Here is a 25,425-nt window from a genome sequence, read left to right as displayed (position 1 = left end):
TCAATCGTGCAGAACGCTGGCGCTTCCACGGTCGAACAACAGACCGGCCTGGGAGCCGACGGCAAAGCGCAGGCTCTGGTCGACGCAATTGGGCGTACGCACGGTGAGGCGCGAACCGTCGCTGAGGCTGACCTGATATTGCAGGTCGGTGCCCAGATAAATCTGCGCTTCGATCCGGCACGGCAGCGCGTTTTCGCCGTTGGCCGGCAGCAGATGCAGGCGCTCGGGGCGTACCGACAAGGTCACGCTGGCGCCGACTGCCACGTCGCTGCACGGTTGCGCCGGCAGTGGATGAGCCGCCGGCCCGGCGAACCACGCCAAACCGTCCTCCACACGAGTGACGGTGCCTTCGATGAAATTGGTTTCGCCGATGAAGTCGGCAACGAAGCGATTGCGCGGGCGTTCGTAGATATCTTCCGGGCGTCCGACCTGCTGCACTTCGCCTTCGGAAAGTACGGCGATGCGGTCGGACATCGTCAGTGCTTCTTCCTGGTCGTGAGTGACGAAGATGAAGGTGATGCCGGTTTTCGCCTGGATGGTTTTCAATTCTTCGCGCATCGCCTGGCGCAGCTTGAGATCGAGTGCCGACAGCGGTTCATCGAGCAGCAGCACTTTCGGATGCGGTGCCAAAGCGCGGGCGAGGGCGACACGTTGTTGCTGGCCCCCAGAAAGTTGCGCCGGTTTGCGGTTGGCGAAACGCTCCATTTGCACCAGCGCGAGCATCTCGCGCACTCGTTCGGCGATTTGCGCCTTGGTCAGGACTTTGCCCATCGGATGCGATTCGAGGCCGAAGGCCAGGTTCTCGGCGATGGTCATGTGCGGGAACAGCGCGTAATGCTGGAACACCGTGTTGACTGGACGCTGGAATGGCGGGCGGTCAGCGATGTTTTCGCCGTAGAGAAGAATCTCGCCTTCGGTGGGAAATTCGAAACCGGCGATCATCCGTAGCAGCGTGGTCTTGCCGCAGCCGGAAGGGCCGAGAAGGGTGAAGAATTCGTTGTCGCGGATATCCAGGTCGATGCTTTTCAGCGCCACCGGACCGGTCTGCGGATCACCGTAAACCTTGCGCACTGAGCGGATCGAGACCGCCAGCGTTTGCAGCGAATGCAGGGCATTCATGCGTTACCTCCGATTCCCCCATCGCCTGCGACTCGCTTTGCAAAGCGTGGTCGTCGGGCCATGGATATTATTTTTTTGGGCAGGATCGAGATTGCGTTCGGGGGTGAAACCAGCTGTTTTATTGTTCTGCTGTGGCTCGATTATCAGCCAGGGCTTGCGCGGTGCGACACTTCAATTTAAACATGGCAGGTGTTAGTTAATTTAACAGCCGAAGGTGCCAGGAATCATGCCCGACCACCGTTTGCCGCCGCTCAACGCGGTGCGTGCCTTTGATGCCGCCGCCCGTTTGGGCAGCTACGTCGAAGCCTCGAAAGCCCTGCACGTGACCCAGCCTGCGATTGGTCGCCATGTGAAATTGCTTGAGGAGTGGTTGGGCATTCAATTGTTCGAGCGCACCTCGCGCGGGGTCAACCTGACGCCGGCGGGGCAGAAGTATCACCGCAAGATCAGTGCCGCGTTGCAGTTGATCATTGAAGCCGGCAAAGAAGCGCAGCCGAAAGATGCCGAGCGCTGGCTGCGGATCATGGTGGTGCCGGGGTTCGCCAAGCGCTGGTTGATGCCACGGATCGAAGCGCTGAGGCATCTGCGCCCGGGATTGAAACTGGCGATCGAGCCGAATTCCACCTTCACCGAAGTGGATGGCAAGAGCGCCGATCTCGGTATCGTTTACGGCCTCGATGGGCAATATGCCGACTCACGGGAGGCGCTGATTTGCCCGCGAGTTTTCCCGATTTGCACGCCGGCGTATCTGGCCAGCATTGCACCGATCAACAGCCCGGCCGATCTGATCAGCCACGAACTGATCCACGTCGATGACGGCGAATGGTGGAACCTGTGGTTCGCCTCCCACGACCTCGATATCCACCTCAGTTCCGACATGCTTTACGTCAACAATGACCACGCGCTGTCCGTCGCCGAGAGCGGGCAGGGCATTGCGCTGGCCAACGAGGTGCTGGTGCGCCATGAACTCGCCAGCGGCAAACTGGTGCGCGCCGTCGACGCTCAGGTGAAGCTGGAGAGCTATCGGGTGCTGACGCCGTCCGCCGAGCTCTCGGCGGATGTGGCGTGGTTCATTCAATGGCTCAAGGCCGAACTGGAAACGGACTTCCCCGAGGCAATCATCAACTGAGGCGAAAACGCGCGGTGTTGTCACTCAGCGCCTTGCTGCCTTGGCTCAGGGTGTCTGCGGCAAGATTCACTGCGCGTGCGCCTTCAAGCAAACGTACGGCGGCTTGATCGACTTGCTGGATATTGCTGCTGACTTCATCGGCGGTGCTTGCCTGTTCTTCAACCGCCGTGGCGATCTGCGCGAGGGTGTCGGTGACGCTCTGCACGGCGCTGGCGATTTCGCCCAGGCGTTCACCGAGACCGGTGACCGACTCGGCATCGGTTTGCGCCTGGCCGCAGGCAGCTTCCATCAAACTCACGGCTTCGTTGACTGTGGCGCGCAGGCTGTCGACCGTGCCAGCGATCTGCGCGGTCGACGATTGCGTGCGTTGCGACAGGCTGCGCACTTCGTCCGCCACTACGGCAAACCCGCGACCTTGTTCACCGGCTCGCGCGGCTTCGATGGCCGCATTGAGCGCGAGCAGATTGGTTTGCTCGGCGACACCGCGAATGGTGTCGACGACCAATTGAATCTGCTGGCCTTGCTCGCTGACTCGGCCGAGTGCGGCTGCGGTGTCGTTCAAGCGTTGATTGAGCTGCTGAATACTCGCCGTAGTGCGTTGGCTGTCGCGGCTGCTGTCGGCGGCGATGCGTCGGGTGTGCTGAGCGCTGCCGGAGGCCTGTTCGCAGCTTTGCGCCACGCCTTGCGAGGTCGCGGCCAATTGCGTGGCGGCTGCGGCGATCTGGCTGATCTGTAACTGTTGCGCTTCGACTTCGCCGAGAGCGCCGCTGGAGTGTTGGTTGAGGCTGCGCACGGCATGGCTCAACTGCGAGGTCTCGTGATCGACGCCGAGCATGCTCATGCGTAATTGCACCACGGCGACGTTGAGTGCGGTGCTGATCGCCGCCAGTTCATCGCGGCCCGACACCGGCACTTGCAGGCTGAGATTGCCGTCGCGCAGGGCTTCAGCAAGTAACGTGATGCCGCTGGCGCTGCGGCGGATCGAGGCTTGCAGGCAGACGAACAAATACAGCGCCGCCAGCAACAGGCCGCCGAAGATTGCCGCGACGATGATGAACTGACGGATCGCCGAGCTGTGGTAGGCGTCGAGTCGTTGGTCCAGTGACACCAGCGATTGCTGGCGCAGGGCGGCAAGGTCGGTCAACAGGGCATCGAGGTTGCGTTCGAAGTCGTCCGGCTTGAGCGTGATGCTGCCGCCGAACACGCCGTCGTCGAGCACCTTCAGTCCGCTGTCGAGGCGTTTCAGGCTGTCATGGTATTGGCTGGCCCAGCTCTGCTGATCTTTCGGCAGGCGTGCTTCGAGCAGCGTGGCGGTTTTGACCAGTTGCTCGCGGGCATCGCCGATACGGCTGCGCAGATCGCGCAACTGCAAACGGCTTTGCAGGGTAAATTGGCCAGAGACGACCGAAGCCTGACCGACCGCAGCGAGGCGGCCGACCCGTTCGATCAGGTCCGGCGCGTGCTGCGTGGAAATCTGCGTCAGCAGATAAGTTTCCAGCCACGGCGCGAGGGTCAGGCGATTGTCCATGACGATCTGCTCGCGCAACGCTTGCAGGGCGCTGAGGGCGTTGGTGAAACGGTCGTAACCGTCCGGCCACCAACCGACGCCGCTGAGGCTTTTCGAGTCCAGGCCGTTGAGTGCGGTTTGCAGCGCTTGATAGCGGCCTAGGGTTTCGCCTTCTGCACCTTCGTTTTTCAACGCGTTGCCCAAATCTGTGGTGGCTTGCTGCACGGCCGGTTGCACGGCGTCGAACGCGCCCATGGCGGCGAGCGTGGCCGGCGTCGGTTGGCGATTGGTTTCGGTGGCGCGCCAACGGGCGGCACGGTCACGTTGCGCGGCGAGCAGGTTGTCCAGCGCATCCAGCGCGAGCAACTGACGTACGCCGGCACGTTCGCCGGAAATCAGATTGAGCTTGTCGCGATAGTCCTGGCCGATCATCAACAGGCTGCCGGCCAACGGCAGAATGAACAGCAGAAACAACAACTGGAATTTACCTGCGAAGCCAAACCGCCCCAGCAATTTGATCCCCGGTGAAAGGAAAGCCTGCATGCCCCATGACTCCTCTGGACACCACGCACCAATGGCGTGCATCGCGGTCTGGCGACCTTGATGTTGTGCCCTGCTAAAAGGCCTCGAAAGTTCACTCTCGCCCGCTCTGTAGGCCGGCTCTGTAGCGAAACTTCCCATTGTCGGTCGCCTTTGTAAGGCGCCCGCGTTCAAGGGGAGAAGCAAGGCAAGATTCAGACCATGGCGTTGCGCTATCACCTGGTGCACGACGATCAGTCAGTTAGTTAGCTGGCTAAGGGGATGGCGCTGGCGCACTGAAAAATGGCACATTGGCGCACCTGCCCGCGTGCATCCATCTGCTGTACGGAAACTTCCATGGCTATCAGCAACGCTCAGACCGCCGCTGCCTCGGCGCCCGCTGCTCCGCAAAGCAGCCCACTGGTGATGCGTATCATCGGCGCCGTGGCGCTGGCGCATTTGATCAACGACCTGATTCAGTCGGTGCTGCCGTCGATCTACCCTATGCTCAAGGCCAACTATGGCCTGAGTTTCACTCAGGTCGGCCTGATCACCCTGACCTTCCAGTTGACCGCTTCGCTGTTGCAGCCGTGGGTCGGTTATCACACCGACCGCCATCCGAAACCGTGGCTGTTGCCGGCCGGTTCGATTTGCACGCTGATCGGCATCGTGATGATGTCGGTGGTCGGCAGTTTCCCGTTGATTCTGTTGGCTGCGGCGCTGATCGGTATCGGCTCCTCGACCTTTCACCCAGAGGCATCACGGATTGCGCGGCTGGCCTCGGGCGGACGCTTTGGTCTGGCGCAATCGACCTTCCAGGTCGGCGGTAACGCCGGTTCCGCGTTCGGCCCGTTGCTGGCGGCGGCGATCATCATTCCGTTTGGTCAGGGCAACGTGGCGTGGTTCGGTCTGTTCGCGGTGTTTGCACTGTTCGTGCTGTACCGCATCAGCCGCTGGTATGCCCATCACCTGAACCTGTTCAAACTCAAGGCCGGTCAGGCGGCGACTCATGGGTTGTCGAAGGGCAGGGTGACCAGTGCGCTAGTGGTGCTGGGGCTGTTGGTGTTCTCGAAGTATTTCTACATGGCCAGCCTCACCAGTTACTTCACGTTTTACCTGATCGAGAAGTTCGACCTGTCGGTGGCCAGTTCGCAGCTGCACCTGTTCCTGTTCTTGGGCGCGGTGGCGGCGGGGACGTTCTTCGGCGGGCCGATTGGCGACAAGATCGGGCGTAAGGCAGTGATCTGGTTCTCGATCCTTGGTGTGGCGCCGTTCACGCTGCTGATGCCTCACGTCGATCTGTTCTGGACCACTGTTCTCAGCGTGGTGATCGGCTTCATCCTCGCCTCGGCGTTCTCGGCGATTGTGGTGTACGCGCAGGAATTGGTGCCGGGCAATGTCGGGATGATTGCCGGGGTGTTCTTCGGTTTGATGTTTGGTTTCGGCGGGATTGGCGCGGCATTGCTGGGTCATCTGGCGGATGTGCACGGGATTGAGTATGTGTATTTCCTGTGCTCGTTCCTGCCGTTGTTTGGTGTGTTGGCAATTTTCTTGCCGCGCGCCAAAAAGGCCTGATTCACACATTACCCATTGTAGTAGTGAGCCTGCTCGCGATAGCGGAGTGTCTGTTACAGTTGATTCGACAGACACACCGCTATCGCGAGCAGGCTCACTCCTACAGGGGGAATGTGTTGGGCCATAAATTTCAGGCACAAAAAAGCCGCGTATCAAACGCGGCTTTTTCTTGGGCGTGTCGCTTACACGTTGAAGCGGAAGTGCATCACGTCGCCGTCCTTGACGATGTAATCCTTGCCTTCCAGACGCCATTTACCGGCTTCTTTGGTACCGGCTTCGCCCTTGTACTGGATGAAGTCGTTGTAGGCGATCACTTCGGCGCGGATGAAGCCTTTCTCGAAGTCGGTGTGGATCACGCCGGCAGCCTGAGGTGCGGTGGCACCGACTTTGACGGTCCAGGCGCGGACTTCTTCGACACCGGCGGTGAAGTAGGTCTGCAAGTGCAGCATTTCGTAGCCAGCGCGGATTACGCGGTTCAGGCCAGGCTCTTCCAGGCCCAGGGCCTCGAGGAACATGTCCTTCTCTTCACCGTCATCGAGTTCGGCGATTTCTGCTTCGATCTTGTTGCAGACCGGAACCACCATGGCGCCTTCTTCTTCGGCGATGGCGCGAACCACGTCCAGGTGCGGGTTGTTCTCGAAACCGTCTTCAGCGACGTTGGCGATGTACATGACCGGTTTGGTGGTCAGCAGGTGGAAGCCCTTGATCACTGCCTTTTCGTCAGCGCTCATGTTCTTCATCAGGCTGCGCGCAGGCTTGCCTTCGGTGAAGTGCGCGATCAGTTGCTCCAGCAGAGCTTTCTGAACCACGGCGTCCTTGTCACCGCCCTTGGCGTTACGCGCGACTTTCTGCAGTTGCTTCTCGCAGCTGTCGAGGTCGGCGAAGATCAGTTCCAGGTCGATGATTTCGATGTCGCGCTTCGGATCGACGCTGTTGGAAACGTGGATCACGTTTTCGTCTTCAAAGCAGCGCACCACATGAGCGATGGCATCGGTTTCACGGATGTTGGCGAGGAACTTGTTGCCCAGACCTTCACCTTTCGAGGCGCCGGCTACCAGGCCTGCGATGTCGACGAATTCCATGGTGGTCGGCAGGATGCGCTTCGGATTGACGATGGCCGCCAGAGCGTCCAGGCGCGGATCCGGCATCGGCACGATGCCGCTGTTCGGCTCGATGGTGCAGAAGGGGAAGTTCTCGGCCGCGATACCGGATTTGGTCAGGGCGTTGAACAGGGTGGACTTGCCGACGTTAGGCAGGCCGACGATGCCGCAATTGAATCCCATGGTGTGTCCCCTCGGAGTAGAGTCAGGCCTTCTGGCTGTGCAGGTTTTTCATCGCGCGGTTCCATTCACCGGCGAGGATATCCGGCAGCACGCCGAGGGCAAAGTCGATGCTGGCATCGAGTTTTTCCTGTTCGGCGCGTGGCGCACGACCCAGGACGAAATTTGAAACCATACTGGCGACGCCCGGGTGGCCGATGCCAAGCCGCAGGCGGTAGAACGTATTCTGATTACCCAGTTGCGCGATGATGTCGCGCAACCCGTTGTGACCGCCATGGCCGCCGCCCTGCTTGAGCTTGGCAACGCCCGGAGGCAAGTCGAGTTCGTCATGCGCCACGAGGATTTCTTCAGGCGTGATGCGGAAGAAACCGGCGAGTGCCGCCACGGCCTGGCCGCTGCGGTTCATGTAGGTGGTGGGAATCAGCAGACGAACATCCTGACCCTGATGCGAATAGCGTCCGGTCAGGCCGAAATATTTGCGATCGGCCACAAGGTTGACACCTTGCGCGGCTGCGATGCGCTCAACAAAAAGGGCCCCTGCGTTATGCCGGGTCTGGTCGTATTCGGCGCCTGGATTTCCCAGGCCAACGATCAGTTTGATGGCAGTCACGATAGGGGCCCTTCCTTTGAGTGGTGAGTAACATCGCCGCGATCAGGGAAAGCGGCGAAAGTGGACGAAAATTGCTCATTTACCATGAATGTAAACTCCGCGTTCTCGCCCGCTTTCTCGCTACGTTCCAGTCCGCGATGTTACTGATCACTCAGGCGTTACAGAGTGAATTACTCTGCTGCGCCTTCTTCGGTAGCTTCTGGAGCAACACGTGGAGCGTGGACGTTGGCAACAGCCTTGTCATCGCCGTGTGCCAGAGCAACGAACTCAACGCCTTTAGGAGCTTTGAGGTCCGACAGGTGAATGATCGAACCGATTTCAGCGTTAGCCAGGTCGACTTCGATGAACTCAGGCAGATCTTTCGGCAGGCAGGTCACTTCGATTTCAGCAACAACGTGCGAAATCTCGCCGCCTTTCTTCACTGGAGCAGCTTCGTTGATGAAGTGCACAGGAACGATAGCGGTCAGTTTCTGGCCAGCTACAACGCGTACGAAGTCAGCGTGCATCACGTGGCCTTTGGCCGGGTGACGCTGCAGAGCTTTGATGATTACGTTTTGCTTGGTGCCACCAACGTTCAGCTCGATGATGTGGCTGTAAGCCGCTTCGTTTTCGAGCAGTTTGGCAACTTCCTTGGCCAGCATGCTGATGGATTCAGGGGCTTTTTCGCCACCGTAAACAACAGCTGGAACCAGGGCGGCGATACGACGCAGGCGGCGGCTCGCACCTTTCCCCAGGTCGGAACGCACTTCAGCATTCAGAGTAAAATCGTTCATTTTGTATCTCCAAAATAGCCATGACCGGGTGGCGTTTGCGACCAGCGCCAAACACGGTATGGGCAAAAAAGCCCCGCCCCGGCAGGAATGCCGGGGCGGGGCGCTTTTCGTCAACGAGACATTTCGAGAAGGGCAGGGCCCTTAACGGAACATCGCGCTGATCGATTCTTCATTGCTGATGCGGCGAACCGCTTCGGCAACAACCGGTGCGATATCCAGTTGACGGATACGTGCACAGGCTTGTGCTGCAGCGGACAGCGGGATGGTGTTGGTCACCACCAGCTCGTCCAGCACGGAATTTTCGATATTCTCGATGGCCCGACCCGACAGCACAGGGTGTGTGCAGTAGGCAAAGACCTTGGCTGCGCCATGCTCTTTCAGGGCCTTGGCCGCGTGGCACAGAGTGCCGGCGGTATCGACCATGTCATCGACCAGAATGCAGGTACGCCCTTCGACATCACCGATGATATGCATCACTTCAGAGTGATTGGCTTTCTCACGGCGTTTGTCGATGATCCCGAGATCCACGCCCAGGGATTTGGCAACGGCCCGTGCACGCACGACGCCACCAATGTCCGGGGACACGATCATCAGGTTTTCGAAGCGCTGATCTTCAATGTCATCCACCAGAACCGGGGAGCCGTAGATGTTATCTACCGGAATATCGAAGAAGCCCTGAATCTGGTCAGCATGCAGATCAACCGTGAGAACACGGTCGATGCCGACTACGGTAAGCATGTCAGCGACGACTTTCGCGCTGATAGCCACACGTGCGGAACGCGGACGGCGATCCTGACGGGCATAACCAAAATAAGGAATAACAGCAGTGATACGAGTAGCCGAGGAGCGGCGGAAGGCATCAGCCATCACTACCAGTTCCATCAGGTTATCGTTGGTCGGAGCGCAAGTCGGCTGAATAATGAAAACGTCTTTACCGCGAACGTTTTCATTGATCTCGGCAGTAATTTCGCCGTCGGAGAACTTACCGACAGAGATGTCACCGAGAGGGATATGCAGCTGACGTACAACACGCCGAGCCAGATCGGGGTTAGCGTTCCCCGTAAAGACCATCATCTTGGACACGCGCAGTACCTAGAGGCTGAGGGTAACCTGGATGAGTATAGAAAATGGCAGGGGCGGCTGGATTCGAACCAACGCATGGCAGGATCAAAACCTGCTGCCTTACCGCTTGGCGACGCCCCTGTATCTGTTGCATCAAGTGCCGAGCACTTGGTTCCTTTAGAGCAGACTTTGCAGCTTGCGGTGCAACATCGAAATGTTGCTTCCTTTCGCTACAAACCCTGTAAGGGTCTCTGTCAGAAGGGCCGAGACTTTATCAGCTTCAGCTTTGCTTGGGAAGCCCCCAAACACACAACTTCCAGTTCCGGTGAGTTTTGCTTCGGTAAATTTACCTAACAAATCCAATGCGTTACGTACCTCTGGATAACGCCTTGCAACCACCGGCAAACAGTCATTTCGACTGTTTCCCTCGGGAACGGGGCGCACTTTAATGGGCGGCGTGTTACGTGTCAACAAAGGATCGGAAAAAATTTCTGCCGTACTTACAGAGACTTGCGGTACGAGCACCAGATACCACGGTTCTTCGGGGTCGACCGGGGTCAGTTTCTCGCCCACGCCTTCGGCAAATGCCGCGTGGCCACGGACGAAAACCGGGACGTCGGCACCCAGCGCCAGGCCCAGTGCAGCCAGGCGATCTTCATCCCAGCCCAGTTGCCACAGGTGATTGAGACCGAGCAGGGTGGTGGCCGCGTTGGAGCTGCCGCCACCGATGCCGCCGCCCATGGGCAAAACCTTGTCGATCCAGATGTCGATGCCGAGGGTGCAGCCGGATTGTGCCTGGAGTATTTTTGCCGCGCGCACGATCAGATTGCTGTCATGCGGTACACCGGCGAACTCGGTGTGCAGCTGAATCACGCCGTCATCGCGCACGGCGAACGTGATTTCGTCGCCGTAATCGACGAACTGAAACAACGTCTGCAATTCGTGATAGCCATCTTCACGGCGACCGAGAATGTGCAGCATCAGATTGAGCTTGGCTGGCGACGGCAGCGTCAGGCGTGGAGCGCTCATGCTTATTGCCCCAGTTTGCGCGGTTGCCAGGTCTTGATCACCAGCGTCACGTCCAGGTCGGTGCCGTGCAGTTTGATCCGCTCGGGCAGCCAGTAACCGTTTTGCTCGGCGTAGCTGAGGTACTCGACCTTCCAGCCATCCTGTTCCAGATTGGCCAGGCGACTGTCGTTATCGAGGGTCAGGCGGCTTTTGCTGCTTGGCGCAGGCAGGCCACGGACCCACCAGGCCAGATTCGATACCGGCAGTTTCCAGCCGAGTTGCTCTTCGAGCAGCGCTTCCGGTGAGTCGGAGTCATAGCGGCCCTGATTGGCGACTTCCAGCGAGACCTTGCCCGGACGCCCGGTCAGTCGCGCCGCGCCACGACCCAGCGGGCCGGACAGACGAATGTCGTAATAGTCCTGACGCTGCAGCCAGAACAGCGTGCCGCTACCGGAATCTTTCGGCGCGCGGATGCCGATCTTGCCGTCGATCTGCCAGCCGTCGAGGCCGGTCAGCTGTTGTTTGTTCGCGGCCCATTGAGCCGGACTGCCGTGGCCCTCGACCGATTCGCGAGCGCCGAAGCCCGCGCAACCGGCGAGCAGGGCGATGAAGCTGAAAACAATAACGTGGCGCAAAAACATGAGTTAGAGAGTCTCGGATCCGGTCAGGCGCTTGATGGTGCTGCGCAGGATGGTGCTGTCGGGCTGGTCCTTGAGGAACTTGCCCCAGATTTGCTTGGCTTCACGCTGATTGCCCTTGGTCCACAGGACTTCGCCCAGGTGCGCGGCGACTTCGTGGTCAGGGAAACGCTCCAGCGCCTGACGCAGATATTTCTCGGCGTCGTCCAGGTTACCCATGCGGAAGTTCACCCAGCCGAGACTGTCGAGCACGGCAGGGTCTTCCGGGTTGATCCGGTGTGCCTGTTCGATCAGGTCTTTGGCTTCTGCGTAGCGGGTGGTGCGATCAGAAAGCGTGTAACCCAGCGCGTTGAGCGCCATGGCGTTGTCCGGATCGCGCTTGATGATCAGGCGCAGGTCTTTTTCCATCTGGGCCAGGTCATTGCGCTTTTCCGCGAGCATGGCCCGGGTGTAGAGCAGATTCAGGTCATCCGGGTATTGCAGCAGGGCTTGCTGCAGTACTTTCCAGGCCTTGTCGTCGTGTTTGTTGGCCGACAGGGTTTCGGATTCGATCAGGTACAACTGGATCGCGTAATCCGGTTGCGCATCGCGCTCGGCCGCCAGTTTGCTTTGTGCTTCGGCGGTCTTGCCATTGTTCATCAGGATATCGGCCTGACGTAGTTGCGCCGGCAGATAGTCATTGCCCGGGCCGACCTGCGCGTATTCGATCAGCGCGCCCTGCGGGTCGTTGCGCTCTTCGGCGATGCGGCCGAGGTTCAGATGCGCCGAATCAACGTGGCTTTCCCGGGCGATCAGGTCTTCCAGGTAGCCCTTGGCCTCGTCCCAGGCCTTGGCTTCCAGGCACACCAGCGCCAGCGAGTAGCGTAGCTCATCGTCTTCCGGGTATTGCTGAACCAGGGTGGAAAACTCGACCTTGGCGTCGTCCATCCGGTCCTGTTCAACCAGCGTGCGCGCATAGGTCAGGCGCAGGCGCTTGTCGTCCGGGTATTTCTTGATGCTTTTCTGCAACAACGGCAGGGCTTCGTCGCCACGATTCATGGTTTGCAGCAGACGGGCACGCAGCAGAATCGGGGCGATCTCGCCTTCTTCCGGCGGGTTGTCTTCGAGCAGGGTCAGTGCGGCTTTATTGTCGCCATCCTGTTGCAGGAGCAGGGCCTTGCCGAAAATCAGCTGGCTGTTCTTCGGGTGACGCTGCAGCAGACGGTCAAAGCTTTTCATCAGACCGTTGCGGGTTTCCTGGTCGGTGTCGGCTGCCGACAGCGCGAGGAAGTCGAAATGGGTGTCCCCCTTGCCCTGCAGGACTTTCTCCATATAAACCATGGAGTCGTCATAACGCCCGGCACGCGCCAGTTGCACGGCGGCGGCGCGTTGCGCTTCGAGGTCGTCCGGGGCGTTTTTCGCCCAGATCAGCGCGGTATCCAGCGCAGGCTGGTCGGCGCCCAGGTATTCGGCGATGCGGAACGCGCGCTCGGAAACCCCCGGGTCCTGGGTGTTGATGGCCTGGGTCACGTAGTTGTCCAGGGCAATGTCGAAGCGATTGCGCTGGCCGGCGAGTTCGGCGCTCAACAGGCTGAAAACGGTTTCTTCGCTGAACGAGCTGTAAACCTTGGGTTTTTCAGGCGGGGACGCGGTGTCTTCGACCGGCGGGGTACCGTCCGGCGAAACGGGGGCCAAGGCCTGGCAGCCGCTGAGGAAGACAAAAGCAAGGAGCAACGCGGAAGATCTATTCATATAGGAAGAGGACGACTAACCTGCGGTCGGATCATCATGACACAAGCCTTCGGCCAAACATAACCGAGTCTCGAATGTGACCTTTATAGTGGCCGACAATTGGGACAATAGTCAGCGGTAGTTGTTCTGGATCTGACGAAGTAGGACAATTGCCGGCTTCACGTCACCATCAGCGACCTTGAATGGCCTTCCTTGCACTCGGTATTAACCACAAGACTGCTTCAGTAGACGTCCGCGAGCGCGTGGCCTTTACCCCTGAGCAGCTGGTGGAAGCCTTGCAGCAGCTCTGCCGACTGACCGACAGCCGCGAAGCTGCGATCCTTTCCACCTGCAATCGCAGTGAGCTTTATATAGAGCAGGATCAGTTGTCGGCGGATATCGTGCTGCGCTGGCTGGCCGATTATCACCATTTAAGCCTCGATGAGCTGCGCGCGAGTGCTTATGTGCACGAAGATGATGCGGCAGTTCGTCACATGATGCGTGTCGCCTCCGGGCTCGACTCGCTGGTCTTGGGCGAACCGCAGATTCTCGGCCAGATGAAATCGGCCTACGCCGTGGCCCGCGAGGCCGGCACTATCGGCCCGCTGCTGGGACGCCTGTTTCAAGCGACGTTCAATGCTGCCAAGCAGGTGCGCACCGACACCGCCATCGGCGAAAACCCGGTGTCCGTGGCGTTTGCCGCCGTCAGCCTGGCCAAACAGATTTTCAGCGATCTGCAACGCAGTCAGGCCCTGCTGATCGGTGCCGGCGAGACCATCACCCTGGTTGCCCGTCATTTGCACGAGCTCGGGGTCAAGCGCATCGTGGTTGCCAACCGTACGCTGGAACGCGCCAGCCTGCTGGCCGAGCAGTTCGGCGCGCATGCGGTGCTGCTTTCGGACATCCCGGCGGAGCTGGTGCGCAGCGATATCGTGATCAGCTCGACCGCCAGCCAATTACCGATCCTCGGCAAGGGCGCGGTCGAAAGTGCGCTGAAGCAGCGCAAGCACAAACCGATTTTCATGGTCGACATCGCCGTACCGCGAGACATTGAGCCAGAAGTCGGCGAACTCGACGACGTTTACCTCTACAGCGTCGACGATCTCCACGAAGTGGTCGCCGAAAACCTCAAGAGCCGGCAGGGCGCAGCACAGGCGGCGGAAGAGATGGTCTCGGTTGGCGCCGACGATTTCATGGTGCGCCTGCGCGAACTGGCGGCGGTCGATGTGCTCAAGGCCTACCGGCAACAGAGCGAACGCCTGCGCGACGAAGAGCTGCAAAAGGCCCTGCGTCTGCTGGCCAACGGCGGCAACGCCGAAGATGTGCTCGGGCAACTGGCCCGCGGCCTGACCAATAAACTGTTGCATGCGCCCAGCGTGCAATTGAAAAAGCTTTCTGCCGAAGGCCGCCTCGATGCGCTGGCCATGGCCCAGGAACTCTTTGCCCTCGAGGGCTCACCGGATAGTTTTTCGGATAAAAAACCGCAATGAAAGCGTCACTGCTCAACAAGCTGGACATCCTCCAGGACCGTTTCGAGGAACTGACCGCGCTGCTCGGCGACGGCGAAGTCATTGCCGATCAGGCCAAATTCCGCGCCTATTCCAAGGAATACGCTGAACTCGAGCCGGTCGTGCACGCCTATAAAAAGCTGCTCGGCGTACAAAGCGATCTTGAGGGCGCGCAGGCGCTGCTCAAGGACAGCGACCCGGACATGCGTGAAATGGCCGTGGAAGAAGTCCGTGAAGCCAAGGAATTGCTGATCACTTTGGAAGGCGACCTGCAACGCATGTTGCTGCCCAAGGATCCCAATGACGGTCGTAACGTGTTCCTCGAAATCCGCGCCGGCACCGGTGGCGACGAGGCGGCGATCTTCTCCGGCGACCTGTTCCGCATGTACTCGCGTTACGCCGAGCGCCGTGGATGGCGTGTCGAGATCCTCTCGGAAAACGAAGGCGAACACGGCGGCTATAAAGAAGTCATCGCCCGCATCGAAGGCGACAACGTTTACGGCAAGCTGAAATTCGAATCCGGCGCGCACCGCGTACAGCGCGTACCCGCCACCGAATCCCAGGGCCGTATCCACACCTCGGCCTGCACCGTGGCGGTGTTGCCCGAGCCCGACGAGCGCGAAGCCATCGAGATCAACCCGGCGGATCTGCGTGTCGACACGTTCCGCTCCTCCGGGGCCGGTGGTCAGCACGTCAACACCACCGACTCGGCGATCCGCATCACGCACATACCGACCGGCACCGTCGTCGAGTGTCAGGAAGAGCGTTCCCAGCACAAGAACCGGGCGCGGGCGATGGCCTGGTTGTCGGCCAAGCTCAACGATCAGCAGACCGCCGCAGCGGCCAATGCCATTGCCAGTGAACGCAAGCTGCTGGTCGGCTCCGGTGATCGCTCCGAGCGTATCCGCACTTACAACTTTGCCCAGGGCCGGGTCACTGACCACCGCGTCAACCTGACCCTGTACTCCCTTGATGAAATTCTCGCCGGTGGCGTTGAAGCGGTGATCGAGCCTTTGCTGGCCGAATACCAGGCTGACCAACTTGCAGCGATAGGTGAATAAATGACCATCATTGCCAGTCTGTTACGCGCTGCCGAACTGCCGGATTCGCCCACGGCGCGTCTGGATGTCGAATTACTCCTCGCGGCGGCACTGGGCAAACCGCGCAGCTTCCTGCACACCTGGCCCGAGCGCATCGTGCCCAGCGAAGCGGTGCTGATTTTTACCGAGTACCTGCAACGGCGTCGCAGCGGTGAGCCGGTGGCCTACATTCTCGGTCAGCAGGGCTTCTGGAAGCTGGATCTGGAAGTGGCGCCGCACACGTTGATTCCGCGTCCGGACACCGAATTACTGGTAGAGGCCGCGCTGGAGCTGCTGGCAGCAAATCCGGCGAAAGTTCTCGATCTGGGTACCGGCAGCGGTGCGATTGCCCTGGCCCTGGCCAGCGAGCGCCCGGCGTGGAAGGTCACCGCGGTTGATCGCGTGCTGGAAGCCGTGGCCCTGGCCGAACGCAATCGCCAGCGCTTGAACCTGAGCAACGCCACGGTGCTGAGCAGCCACTGGTTCAGCGCCCTCGAAGGCCAGCGCTTCAATCTGATCATCAGCAACCCGCCTTACATTGCCGCCGCCGACCCACATCTGGTCGAGGGCGACGTGCGCTTCGAACCAGCCAGTGCGCTGGTGGCCGGTATCGACGGGCTCGACGATCTGCGCCTGATCGTCGCCCAGGCTCCGGATCATCTTGAAGCCGGTGGCTGGCTGATGCTCGAACACGGCTATGATCAAGCCGAGGCCGTGCGTGATCTGTTGTTGACCAGCGGTTTCGAAGAAGTCCACAGCCGCACCGATCTGGGCGGCCATCAACGGATCAGCCTGGGGCGCCTGCCGTGCTGAATGATCAGGAATTGCTGCGCTACAGCCGGCAGATTCTGCTGCAACACATCGATATCGATGGGCAACTGAAGCTCAAGGACAGCCGCGTGCTGATCGTCGGCCTCGGCGGTCTCGGCGCGCCGGTCGCGTTGTATCTGGCGGCGGCGGGGGTCGGTGAGCTGCATCTGGCGGATTTCGACACGGTCGACCTGACCAACCTGCAACGCCAGATCATCCATGACACCGACAGCGTCGGCATGAGCAAGGTCGACTCGGCGCTCAAGCGCCTGGGCGCGATCAATCCCGAGATTCAACTGGTTGCCCATCGTCAGGCGCTGGACGAAGACACGCTGGCCGCCGCCGTGGCCGCGGTGGACCTGGTGCTCGACTGCTCCGACAATTTCTCTACCCGCGAAGCGGTCAATGCCGCCTGCGTGGCTGCGCGCAAACCGCTGGTCAGCGGCGCGGCGATTCGCCTGGAAGGGCAGTTGTCGGTGTTCGACCCGCGCCGCCCGGAAAGTCCGTGCTACCACTGCCTGTACGGGCACGGCAGCGAGGCCGAGCTGACCTGCAGCGAAGCCGGTGTGGTCGGGCCGCTGGTGGGTCTGGTTGGCAGTCTTCAAGCGCTTGAGGCGTTGAAAGTGCTGGTCGGTTTCGGCGAGCCACTGGTGGGCCGCTTGCTGTTGATCGATGCTTTGGGTTCGCGCTTCCGTGAACTGCGGGTCAAGCGTGACCCGGGTTGCAGCGTCTGTGGTTCGCAGCATGCGTGAGGCACCGATCGCGGTGTTCGACTCCGGCGTCGGCGGCTTGTCGGTATTGGCCGAGATCCAGCGTTTGCTACCCCATGAGTCACTGCTGTATTTCGCCGATTGCGGACACATTCCCTACGGTGAGAAAACCCCGGAATTCATTCGCCAGCGCTGCAGTGTGATGGCCGGTTTTTTCCGTGAGCAGGGCGCCAAGGCCCTGGTGATCGCCTGCAATACCGCCACGGTGGCTGCGGTTGCCGATCTGCGCCGGGACTTTCCTCAATGGCCGATCGTCGGCATGGAGCCGGCGGTCAAACCCGCCGCTGCCGCGACCCGTAGCGGTGTGGTCGGCGTACTCGCCACCACCGGCACGTTGCAGAGCGCCAAGTTCGCCGCATTGCTCGACCGTTTCGCCACCGATGTTCAAGTCATCACCCAGCCGTGCCCCGGTCTGGTTGAGCTGATTGAGAGCGGCGATCTGCACAGTACCGAGTTGCGTGCATTGCTCAAGCACTATGTCGATCCGCTGTTGGCCAACGGTTGCGACACGATCATCCTCGGCTGCACCCACTATCCGTTTCTCAAGCCGATGCTCAAGACGATGATCCCCGAGAGCATCAGCCTGATCGACACAGGCGCGGCCGTAGCACGACAACTGCATCGGCTGCTGGCCGAGCGCGAACTGCTCGCCGAGGGGCCGAACCGCCCGGTCAGATTCTGGACCAGTGCCGATCCCGAGTCCTTTCGCAAGACCCTGCCCCTGCTGGACCAGGTTGCCGGCGACGTTGAAAAATTCACCTTGTAAAAAAAGCGTGAAATATCTAAAAAGTCAGCTGAACTTCTGCTCAAGCGCCGATTTCTATACGGCTGAGTCACCTAGAAAACCAAACGATCGTTCCGGAAAAGGAAGTTTCAACGTGAAGCGACTATTCTGCTTGGCCGCGATTGCGGCTGCATTGATGGGGCAAAGTTTTACTGCACAAGCGGCAAACGTTGAGTTTGCAGTGGGGGCGACCAGCGATTCGACGATGACGTATCGCCTGGGGATGAATTTCGATTGGGACAAGAGCTGGCTGCAAAGCGACGTCGGGCGTCTGACCGGTTACTGGAGCGGTGCCTACACTTATTGGGAAGGTGACAAGACCTCCAGCAATAACAGCCTGTCGTTCTCGCCGGTGTTGGTTTACGAGTTTGCCGGCCAGTCGGTCAAACCGTATGTCGAGGCGGGGATTGGTGCCGCGGTGTTCTCCAACACCGAGTATGAAGGCAACAAGATCGGCCAGGCCTTTCAGTTCGAAGACCGTTTCGGCTTCGGCTTGCGCTTTAACGGCGGGCATGAAGTGGGGATCCGCGCGACTCACTATTCCAACGCGGGTATGTCGAGTAACAACGACGGAGTAGAGAGCTACTCGCTGCATTACTCGATGCCGCTGTAAGCGCAGATTGCTTAGATCCCTGTGGGAGCGGGCTTGCTCGCGAAAGCGGTGTATCAGTCGACATGTGAGTTGATTGACCCACCGCTTTCGCGAGCAAGCCCGCTCCCACAGTTGTTTTGTGGTGTTGGAAAGTTCAGCGATACGCCGTGGCAATGCCTTTGCGTTCTTCAATGCATTCCGGCGCGCCCATCTCGAATTCGCGGCAGATCAGCGGGCGTTTCTCATAGATCGTGCACATCATGCTGTCGCGATCCAGCGCTGCGCACCAGCCGTCGTCCAGACGCAACATCACTTCACCGCCCCACTCATCGGTATCGATAAAACGCTCAGGCACGCCGGTGTCGGTGATCAACATCACTTCGAGCTGACAGCAACAGGCGGCGCAGGTCGAGCAGGTGACCGCTGGTTCGGCAATTTGCCGATGGGGAATGGTTTTCATGGGCGCAGTGTAAGGCAGTGGCCAGTGACTGTGTGAAAGGCCTGACAGACGCTCAGTGGCTCAGACGTCGCGCCATGGCATGCAGCAACGGAAACAGCAGCGCCCACAGCAGGCCGATGCCGATCAGGGTCGGCAGTTCGCCGTAGGGAAATTGCACTCCGGCCAAACGTCCGCCACCGCAATAGGACACGGCGCCGCCCACTGCACCGAGTGCGCTGGCCAGCCACCATGGCCGGGCGCTCCATTGCAGGCAGTGGCGCAATGTGGTGGCGAGCAAGGCCCAGAGCAGCATCAGCCACAGCGGAATCAGTGGCGACAGATCCTGGAACTCGAATACCCCGGCAGCACGCAGTACGCTGTCCACCGCCGTACCGACAATCACCACGCTGAGGACCAGGCGACCTTCCGCCGCCCAACTGCTGATCCAGCCCAGATGGATCACCAGTACCGCCAGTGCCAACAGCAACCACAGACTGTTGCCACCGAGCACGCAGGCCAGCCATCCGATCTGGAACAGCACCGCGTTGCAGAGCCGCTCAAGCATCGAAGCGTCCCAGCAGCGGTGCCGGCATCGCCGCAGGTTTAGCCAGAAGCAATTGCGCGGTGCCGATGGTGCGCTCCAGGAACCCGCCTTCGCAGTAACACAGGTAAAACTCCCACAACCGCAGGAAGTAATCGTCGTACCCCAGCTCGCTCAAGTGCCCATGGGCGCGGCGAAAATTCTCGTGCCACAGGCGCAGGGTGCGGGCGTAGTGCAGGCCGAAGTCTTCCATGTGCAGCAGGTTCATGTCGGTGTCGCGGCTGACGATCTCGAGCATCTTCTGCACACAGGGCAGGGCGCCGCCGGGGAAGATATAGCGCTGGATGAAGTCGACGCCGCGCCGGGCCTGTTCATAGCGCTGCTCGCGGATGGTGATCGCCTGCAACAGCATCAGGCCGTTGCTCTTGAGCAGGTGCGCGCATTGCTTGAAGTAAGTCGGCAGAAAGCGGTGGCCGACTGCTTCGATCATCTCGATCGACACCAGTTTGTCGTATTCGCCGGTGAGGTCGCGGTAGTCCTTGAGCAGCAGCGTCACCCGATCCTGTAGTCCCAATGCCTCGATGCGCTGGGCGGTAAACGCGTACTGCTCTTTCGACAGTGTTGTGGTGGTTACATGGCAACCGTAATGCTGCGCGGCGTAAAGCGCCATGCTGCCCCAGCCTGTGCCGATCTCCAGCAGATGATCGGTGGGCTTGAGCGCGAGCTTCTGGCAGATCCGTTCCAGCTTGTTCAGTTGTGCCTGTTCCAGACTGTCTTCGGCGGTGAGGAACTGCGCTGCCGAATACATCATTGTCGGGTCGAGAAACTGTTCGAACAGGTCGTTGCCCAAGTCGTAGTGCGCGGCGATATTTTTCTGCGAACCCTTGCGCGTGTTGCGGTTGAGCCAGTGCAGGCCTTGCACGAAAGGTCGACCCAGGCGGGCCAGTCCACCTTCCATCGCGTCCAGCACTTCAAGATTGCTGACGAACACCCGCACCACGGCGGTCAGGTCAGGCGAACTCCAATAGCCGTGGATAAACGCCTCGCCTGCACCGATCGAACCGTTGCTGGCGACCATGCCCCAGGTGGCCGGGTCCTGTATGTGGATTTCGCCCAGCACCGCACTGCCCGGGGTACCGAACAGTGTTTGCTCACCGTCCTCGATCAGCAGCAGTTGGCCGTATTTGAGTTGCCCCAATTGGCGCAACACACCGCGACGCAGCAGCGAGCCGGTCAAACCGTTGGTACTGAGGCGATTGACTGACAGGCTAGAGGATTTCATGGTGGTGCTCCTTGGGAGGCACAGTGGCGGTTTGAAAGCTGCCGTTGGCAGCCTGATGAGCAAAAACCGGGGCACGCTTGAGCAGCAGACGCATGGCTTGCCAATAAATCGCCAGGCAGGTTTTCGCGGTCATCCATGGAAAGCGCCACAAGTAGCGGTGCAGGCTGCGGCGATCGAGGGGCTTGCGCTGCAAGTTCAGCGTGGCGTCGAACAGTTTTTGCTCGCCCTGCCAGTCGGCCATGTGCACGCCGAGGGTTTGCGCGGCCGGGCTGAAACTCATGCGGTACTCAAGATCGCGCGGCAGGAACGGCGAGACATGAAAGGCCTTGGCCACCGCGAAGTGCTGGTGAAAGTCCTGCAGATCGACCGGTGCGCGCGCCGGCAGCACGTAGTGATAACGCTCGCGCCACGGCGTGTTGGTCACTTCACAGAGAATCGCCGCCAGTTGCCCGTCAGCCTCGTGGCAATAGAAGAAGCTCACCGGATTGAACGCCAGACCCCAGCTGCGCGGTTGGGTCAGCAGGCAGACTGATCCTTGCGGCTCATGGCCAAGGGCGGCGCCGACCTGCTGGCGCACCGCATCGATCAAGCGCATGCCGCTGCCGGTGAAGGTTTTCAGGTAGTCGGTTTCGCGAAACGAAAACGGCGCAAAGCGGCTGCGACTGGCGAGCGCTGACAGTGCGAACACCGCGTCCTGTTCGGCCAGATCGAGGTACAGCAAACCGATCCGGTAACGAAATTCATGGCGTCTGGGCGCAAAGCGCCGATGGCCGATCCAGCCACTGTACAGGGCGCTGTTCATAAGCTTTCCCCGAACGCGGCGGCCACACGCAAGGCGCTGACCACGCCGTCCTCATGAAAGCCGTTGGCCCAGTAGGCGCCGCAGTAATGGGTGTGTTGCTGACCGTCCAGCTCGGCCCAGCGGTTCTGCGCCGCGACTGCCGCGAGGCTGAATTGCGGGTGGGCGTAGGTGTATTTGGCGAGCACCTTGAACGGGTTGATGCCGGCGCTCTGATTGAGGCTGACGCAGAACGTGGTGTCGCTCGCTATCCCCTGCAGGATGTTCATGTCGTAGGTGACTGCGGCATGCGTATGGCCGGCACCACTCAAGCGATAGTTCCAACTGGCCCAGGCCAGTTTGCGCGAAGGCAGCAGGCGGGTGTCGGTGTGCAGCACCACTTCGTTGTCGGCGTAGGGCAGGGCGCCGAGGATCGCCCGTTCCACCTGGCTGGGGCGGGTCAGCAGTGGCAGGGCCTGATCGCTGTGGCAGGCGAGCACTACTTTGTCGAAGCGCTCGATGCCGGCCGGGCTGTGGATAACCACGCCGTGTTCGTCGCGATCGATGCGGGTCACGGGGCAACTGAGGCGGATCTTATCGTTGAACGCAGCGATCAACGGCGCAACGTAGGCACTGGAGCCACCCTCGATCACCTGCCATAGCGGGCGATCCCTGACCGACAACAGGCCATGGTTGTTGAAGAACCGCACGAAGAACTGCAGCGGGAAATTGAGCATCTCGGCCATCGGCATCGACCAGATCGCCGAGCCCATGGGCACGATGTAATGCAGGATGAAGCGTTCGCCGTAACCGCCGGCCTTGAGGTAATCGTCGAGCGTGGTGTCGGCGGCGATCCGTTGTTCGGCGAGATCGCGCTGGGCTTCTTTATTGAAACGCAGGATGTCGCGCAACATGCCCCAGAACCCCGGCGACAGCAGGTTGCGACGCTGGGCGAACAGGCTGTTGAGGTTGTTACCGTTGTATTCCAGGCCCGTGTCCGGATCGGTCACCGAGAAGCTCATTTCGGTCGGTTTGAACGACACCCCGAGCTGGCCGAGCAAACGAATGAAGTTCGGGTAGGTCCAGTCGTTGAACACGATGAAACCGGTGTCCACGCTGTATTGGCGGCCATCGACGGTCACCTGCACGGTGTGCGTGTGGCCGCCGACCCAGTCGCTGGCCTCGAACACCGTGACGTCATGTCGGCGATTGAGCAGGTACGCGCAGGTCAGGCCCGCGATCCCGCTGCCGACAATGGCGATTCTCATGTTGGGTCGCGCAGGGGGGGGCTACTGCGCACCATGCGCTTGCCGATCGCCAGTTGCAGGCGGGCCGGCAGTTTCGACAGTGGCCACAGTGCAGCCATGAACAGTGCCGGAAAGGCGATTTCCAGCGGTCGTTGCTTGAGGTGGGTGAAGATGTGTCGCGCGGCTTTATCAACAGGCCAGCTCAATGGCATCGGAAAGTCGTTCTTGGCCGTCAGTGGCGTTTCGACAAAACCCGGGCTGATGATGGTGACATCCATGCCCTCGATGGCCAGATCAATGCGCAGCGATTCAAACAGGTAACGCAGCCCGGCCTTCGACGCGCCATAGGCCTCGGCCCGTGGCAGCGGCAGGTAGGTCACGGAACTGGCCATTCCGACCAGATGCGGTGTGGTGCCTTTACGCAGTAACGGCAGGGCGGCTTCGATGCAGTAGCTGCTGGCGAGCAGGTTGGTACGCACCACATGCTCGATGATCGAGGCGTCGAACTGCCGGGCATCGACGTATTCGCAGGTGCCGGCATTGAGGATCACACTGTCCAGTGCGCCCCAGACCTGTTCGATCTGCTGGCCGATCTCGCGCACGGTCTGACTGTCAGTCAGGTCGCCCGCCACCACCAGCACTTGCCCCGGATAACGTTGCGCCAGCACCTTGAGCGGTGCCAATTGACGCGAGCTGACGGCCAGTTGCGCGCCGCTTTTCAGAATCTCTTCGGCCAGCGCTGCGCCGATGCCACTGCTGGCACCGGTCAGCCAATAACGCCGTGGAGGTGTACGACTCATCCCATTCTCCTTTTCAGCCAGGCAATCAGCCGGCCCAATACGGGTAAATGTTCATATAGCATGGCCCCGGCATCGAAATAATCCCGGTGGCGATAGACCTTGTCGCGCCACAGCAGGTGCGAACACCCGGCGACGCGAATCAATCGGCCACCCGCCAGGCGCGGGTGGCGGTAACTCATGACCCAGCGCAGGTAGCCTTCACAGTCACCGATCTGGTCGAAGCCGTGGAAGTCAAAGCGCAGCTCGTTGACGTTGGCGTACAGCTCGCTGAAGTAATGCTGCAGTTGCGCCAGCCCCTGGACTTCGTGCAACGGGTCGGTGAAGTGAATGTCATCGCTGTACAGCTCGCCCAGACGTTGCAGGTTGCCTTTGTTCAATTCGGCAAACTGGCGAGCGAAGCGACGCAGAAATTCACTCATGGGCCTCTCCCATAGACGAGCGCGACGGCAGGTTCTTGAACGCCGCCAGCGCCCGTTCGCGCGAAGCCCCGAGATTGACGATCGGCGACGGATAGTCCGCGACGCCGAACAGCCCGCCGGTACTGGCCGGGTTGTGCACTTCCTTTTTGTTCAGATCGGCCAGTTCAGGCAGCCAGTGCTTGATGAACAGGCCTTCTCTGTCGAATTTTTCCGATTGGCTCAGCGGGTTGAAAATGCGGAAGTACGGCGCCGAATCGGTACCGGTCGAAGCACTCCACTGCCAGCCACCGTTGTTCGCCGCCAGGTCGCCGTCGATCAGATGCTGCATGAAAAATCGTTCGCCTTCGCGCCAGTCGATCAGCAGGTTTTTGGTCAGGAACATCGCCACCACCATCCGCAAGCGGTTGTGCATCCAGCCGGTTTCCAGCAGTTGGCGCATGGCCGCATCGATGATCGGCAACCCGGTGCGCGCCTCTTGCCACGCTGCCAGCTCGTCCGGCGCATCGCGCCAGGCCAGGGCCTCGGTTTCCGGGCGAAACGCACGGTTGCGCGAGACCCGTGGGTAGCCGACCAGAATGTGCTTGTAGAACTCGCGCCACAGCAGCTCGTTGATCCAGGTCACCGCGCCGACCTTGCCGCTGTCGAACTCGCCCTGATTGCTTTGCAGGGCGGCGTGCAGGCATTGGCGCGGCGAGATCACCCCTGTGGCCAGATAGGCCGAGAGTTGACTGGTACCGGGCTTGGCCGGGAAGTCGCGTTCGCTCTGGTAGTAGTCAATTTGCGCGTCGGCGAAGGTGTCGAGGCGGCGCCGGGCTTCCTGCTCGCCGGCCGGCCACAGGGCGCGCAATGACGCGCTCGGTGTTGCAAAGCCTTCGACCGACTCGGGCACCGGATCGCTGTCGATGTTCAGTTTCGACTGTTTTCCGGGTGCTTTTACCAGCGCAGGCATTGAGCGGTGCAGGCGCTCGTAGCAGACCTTGCGGAACTGACTGAACACCTGAAAGTAAGTCTCGGTTTTGGTCAGTACCGTGCCGGGCTTGAACAGCAGTTGATCCAGATAACTTTGAAACGTGATGCCTTTGGTTTTCAGGGCCAGGGCGACTGCTGCATCGCGACGGCTTTCGTGGACGCCGTATTCTTCGTTGACGTGCACGGCTTCGATGTTCAGTTGGCGGCAAAGTTCGAGCAGCGCCGCCGGGGCCTGATCCCAATGGGCCGCGGTGCGCAGCAGCAACGGAATGTTCAACTCGCCGAGGCGGGCGCTCAGTTCACGCAGATTGCGCAGCCAGAAGTCGACCTTGCACGCGGCGGCGTCGTGCTCCAGCCATTGCTGCGGGCTCAACAGATACACGGCAACCGTGGGGCCGCGCGCTGCGGCGGCCGCGAGGGCGGTGTTGTCATGTTGGCGCAAGTCGCTGCGCAGCCAGATCAGTTGCATCGCGGTTT

General features: G+C 60.4%; 25 protein-coding genes and 1 tRNA gene. 8 read left to right on the top strand and 18 right to left on the bottom strand.

What is annotated here, in order from left to right:
• Nucleotides 1-1,119 carry an ABC transporter ATP-binding protein gene (locus QMK55_RS08550; protein ID WP_320329041.1) on the bottom strand — a complete coding sequence of 373 codons (1,119 nt, stop codon included), beginning with the start codon at nt 1,117-1,119 and terminating at the stop codon, nt 1-3.
• Between the two features lie 226 nt (nt 1,120-1,345).
• Here QMK55_RS08550 and QMK55_RS08545 point away from each other — a divergent pair, with 226 nt between their 5' ends.
• Nucleotides 1,346-2,248: a LysR substrate-binding domain-containing protein gene (locus QMK55_RS08545; RefSeq protein ID WP_320329040.1), complete on the top strand. Its 903-nt coding sequence runs from the start codon at nt 1,346-1,348 to the stop codon at nt 2,246-2,248.
• On the opposite strand, the gene QMK55_RS08540 is transcribed toward QMK55_RS08545, so the two are convergent.
• The gene (locus QMK55_RS08540) at nt 2,241-4,298 is read right to left on the bottom strand and encodes a methyl-accepting chemotaxis protein (RefSeq protein WP_320329039.1); all 2,058 of its coding nucleotides are present in this window, start codon (nt 4,296-4,298) and stop codon (nt 2,241-2,243) included. The genes QMK55_RS08545 and QMK55_RS08540 overlap by 8 nt on opposite strands.
• A 333-nt stretch (nt 4,299-4,631) precedes the next feature.
• Between QMK55_RS08540 and QMK55_RS08535 the strand changes: the two genes are divergently transcribed.
• On the top strand, nt 4,632-5,849 hold the full coding sequence (locus QMK55_RS08535; protein ID WP_320329038.1) for an MFS transporter: 1,218 nt from the start codon (nt 4,632-4,634) through the stop codon (nt 5,847-5,849).
• Between the two features lie 182 nt (nt 5,850-6,031).
• Here the strand turns inward: QMK55_RS08535 and ychF are convergent, their stop codons facing one another.
• The 8 genes from ychF to QMK55_RS08495 form a co-directional block, all read right to left on the bottom strand.
• Nucleotides 6,032-7,132 carry a redox-regulated ATPase YchF gene (ychF, locus tag QMK55_RS08530; RefSeq protein WP_102356840.1) on the bottom strand — a complete coding sequence of 367 codons (1,101 nt, stop codon included), beginning with the start codon at nt 7,130-7,132 and terminating at the stop codon, nt 6,032-6,034.
• Nucleotides 7,133-7,154: 22 nt separating this feature from the next.
• On the bottom strand, nt 7,155-7,739 hold the full coding sequence (pth, locus tag QMK55_RS08525) for an aminoacyl-tRNA hydrolase (RefSeq protein ID WP_102356841.1): 585 nt from the start codon (nt 7,737-7,739) through the stop codon (nt 7,155-7,157).
• Nucleotides 7,740-7,909: 170 nt separating this feature from the next.
• Complete coding sequence (locus QMK55_RS08520) at nt 7,910-8,512, bottom strand: 50S ribosomal protein L25/general stress protein Ctc (RefSeq protein ID WP_102356842.1); 603 nt, start codon at nt 8,510-8,512, stop codon at nt 7,910-7,912.
• Between the two features lie 141 nt (nt 8,513-8,653).
• Entirely contained in the window at nt 8,654-9,595 is a 942-nt protein-coding gene (locus tag QMK55_RS08515; RefSeq protein ID WP_003171603.1) for a ribose-phosphate pyrophosphokinase, read from the bottom strand.
• 45 nt (nt 9,596-9,640) lie between these two features.
• A tRNA-Gln gene (locus QMK55_RS08510) sits at nt 9,641-9,715 on the bottom strand.
• A gap of 36 nt (nt 9,716-9,751) precedes the next feature.
• The gene (gene ispE / locus QMK55_RS08505) at nt 9,752-10,603 is read right to left on the bottom strand and encodes a 4-(cytidine 5'-diphospho)-2-C-methyl-D-erythritol kinase (protein WP_102356843.1); all 852 of its coding nucleotides are present in this window, start codon (nt 10,601-10,603) and stop codon (nt 9,752-9,754) included.
• Nucleotides 10,604-10,605: 2 nt separating this feature from the next.
• Nucleotides 10,606-11,223 carry a lipoprotein insertase outer membrane protein LolB gene (gene lolB / locus QMK55_RS08500; protein WP_102356844.1) on the bottom strand — a complete coding sequence of 206 codons (618 nt, stop codon included), beginning with the start codon at nt 11,221-11,223 and terminating at the stop codon, nt 10,606-10,608.
• A 3-nt stretch (nt 11,224-11,226) separates the two neighbouring features.
• The gene (locus QMK55_RS08495) at nt 11,227-12,951 is read right to left on the bottom strand and encodes a tetratricopeptide repeat protein (protein ID WP_102356845.1); all 1,725 of its coding nucleotides are present in this window, start codon (nt 12,949-12,951) and stop codon (nt 11,227-11,229) included.
• 182 nt (nt 12,952-13,133) lie between these two features.
• On the opposite strand from QMK55_RS08495, the gene hemA reads away from it, so the two are divergent.
• From hemA to QMK55_RS08465, 6 genes are all read left to right on the top strand, one after another.
• Nucleotides 13,134-14,420 (top strand): glutamyl-tRNA reductase, encoded by a 1,287-nt coding sequence (gene hemA, locus QMK55_RS08490; protein ID WP_102356846.1) that lies wholly within the window; start codon nt 13,134-13,136, stop codon nt 14,418-14,420.
• On the top strand, nt 14,417-15,499 hold the full coding sequence (gene prfA / locus QMK55_RS08485) for a peptide chain release factor 1 (protein WP_102356847.1): 1,083 nt from the start codon (nt 14,417-14,419) through the stop codon (nt 15,497-15,499). Before hemA ends, prfA begins: the two co-directional genes overlap by 4 nt.
• Nucleotides 15,500-16,330 (top strand): peptide chain release factor N(5)-glutamine methyltransferase, encoded by an 831-nt coding sequence (gene prmC / locus QMK55_RS08480; protein ID WP_102356848.1) that lies wholly within the window; start codon nt 15,500-15,502, stop codon nt 16,328-16,330.
• Nucleotides 16,324-17,079 carry a molybdopterin-synthase adenylyltransferase MoeB gene (locus QMK55_RS08475; RefSeq protein WP_320329037.1) on the top strand — a complete coding sequence of 252 codons (756 nt, stop codon included), beginning with the start codon at nt 16,324-16,326 and terminating at the stop codon, nt 17,077-17,079. Before prmC ends, QMK55_RS08475 begins: the two co-directional genes overlap by 7 nt.
• A complete protein-coding gene (murI, locus tag QMK55_RS08470) occupies nt 17,072-17,863 on the top strand; it encodes a glutamate racemase (protein ID WP_320329036.1) in 792 nt (263 codons plus the stop codon). The genes QMK55_RS08475 and murI overlap by 8 nt, the downstream gene beginning before the upstream one ends.
• A 112-nt stretch (nt 17,864-17,975) precedes the next feature.
• A complete protein-coding gene (locus tag QMK55_RS08465; protein WP_102356851.1) occupies nt 17,976-18,494 on the top strand; it encodes an acyloxyacyl hydrolase in 519 nt (172 codons plus the stop codon).
• Between the two features lie 133 nt (nt 18,495-18,627).
• Here the strand turns inward: QMK55_RS08465 and QMK55_RS08460 are convergent, their stop codons facing one another.
• The 8 genes from QMK55_RS08460 to phrB are packed head-to-tail and all read right to left on the bottom strand — an operon-like array spanning nt 18,628 to nt 25,417.
• On the bottom strand, nt 18,628-18,933 hold the full coding sequence (locus QMK55_RS08460) for a YkgJ family cysteine cluster protein (RefSeq protein WP_025109343.1): 306 nt from the start codon (nt 18,931-18,933) through the stop codon (nt 18,628-18,630).
• 52 nt (nt 18,934-18,985) lie between these two features.
• Nucleotides 18,986-19,477, bottom strand: coding sequence for a DUF2878 domain-containing protein (locus QMK55_RS08455; RefSeq protein ID WP_102356852.1), 492 nt, complete (start codon nt 19,475-19,477; stop codon nt 18,986-18,988).
• Complete coding sequence (locus QMK55_RS08450) at nt 19,470-20,735, bottom strand: cyclopropane-fatty-acyl-phospholipid synthase family protein (protein WP_320329035.1); 1,266 nt, start codon at nt 20,733-20,735, stop codon at nt 19,470-19,472. Before QMK55_RS08450 ends, QMK55_RS08455 begins: the two co-directional genes overlap by 8 nt.
• The gene (locus tag QMK55_RS08445; RefSeq protein ID WP_102356854.1) at nt 20,722-21,537 is read right to left on the bottom strand and encodes a DUF1365 domain-containing protein; all 816 of its coding nucleotides are present in this window, start codon (nt 21,535-21,537) and stop codon (nt 20,722-20,724) included. The genes QMK55_RS08450 and QMK55_RS08445 overlap by 14 nt, the downstream gene beginning before the upstream one ends.
• Complete coding sequence (locus QMK55_RS08440; RefSeq protein ID WP_102356855.1) at nt 21,534-22,781, bottom strand: NAD(P)/FAD-dependent oxidoreductase; 1,248 nt, start codon at nt 22,779-22,781, stop codon at nt 21,534-21,536. The genes QMK55_RS08445 and QMK55_RS08440 overlap by 4 nt, the downstream gene beginning before the upstream one ends.
• On the bottom strand, nt 22,778-23,560 hold the full coding sequence (locus QMK55_RS08435; RefSeq protein ID WP_320329034.1) for an SDR family NAD(P)-dependent oxidoreductase: 783 nt from the start codon (nt 23,558-23,560) through the stop codon (nt 22,778-22,780). The genes QMK55_RS08440 and QMK55_RS08435 overlap by 4 nt, the downstream gene beginning before the upstream one ends.
• Nucleotides 23,557-23,979 carry a nuclear transport factor 2 family protein gene (locus QMK55_RS08430; protein ID WP_102356857.1) on the bottom strand — a complete coding sequence of 141 codons (423 nt, stop codon included), beginning with the start codon at nt 23,977-23,979 and terminating at the stop codon, nt 23,557-23,559. Before QMK55_RS08430 ends, QMK55_RS08435 begins: the two co-directional genes overlap by 4 nt.
• A complete protein-coding gene (phrB, locus tag QMK55_RS08425; RefSeq protein ID WP_102356858.1) occupies nt 23,972-25,417 on the bottom strand; it encodes a deoxyribodipyrimidine photo-lyase in 1,446 nt (481 codons plus the stop codon). The genes QMK55_RS08430 and phrB overlap by 8 nt, the downstream gene beginning before the upstream one ends.
• Between the last annotated feature and the right edge of the window lie 8 nt (nt 25,418-25,425).

It is taken from the genome of Pseudomonas sp. P8_229, assembly GCF_034008635.1.
Lineage (GTDB): Bacteria > Pseudomonadota > Gammaproteobacteria > Pseudomonadales > Pseudomonadaceae > Aquipseudomonas.
The sequence above is the reverse complement of the archived record's forward strand: the minus strand, read 5'-3'. Positions and strand labels throughout refer to the sequence as shown.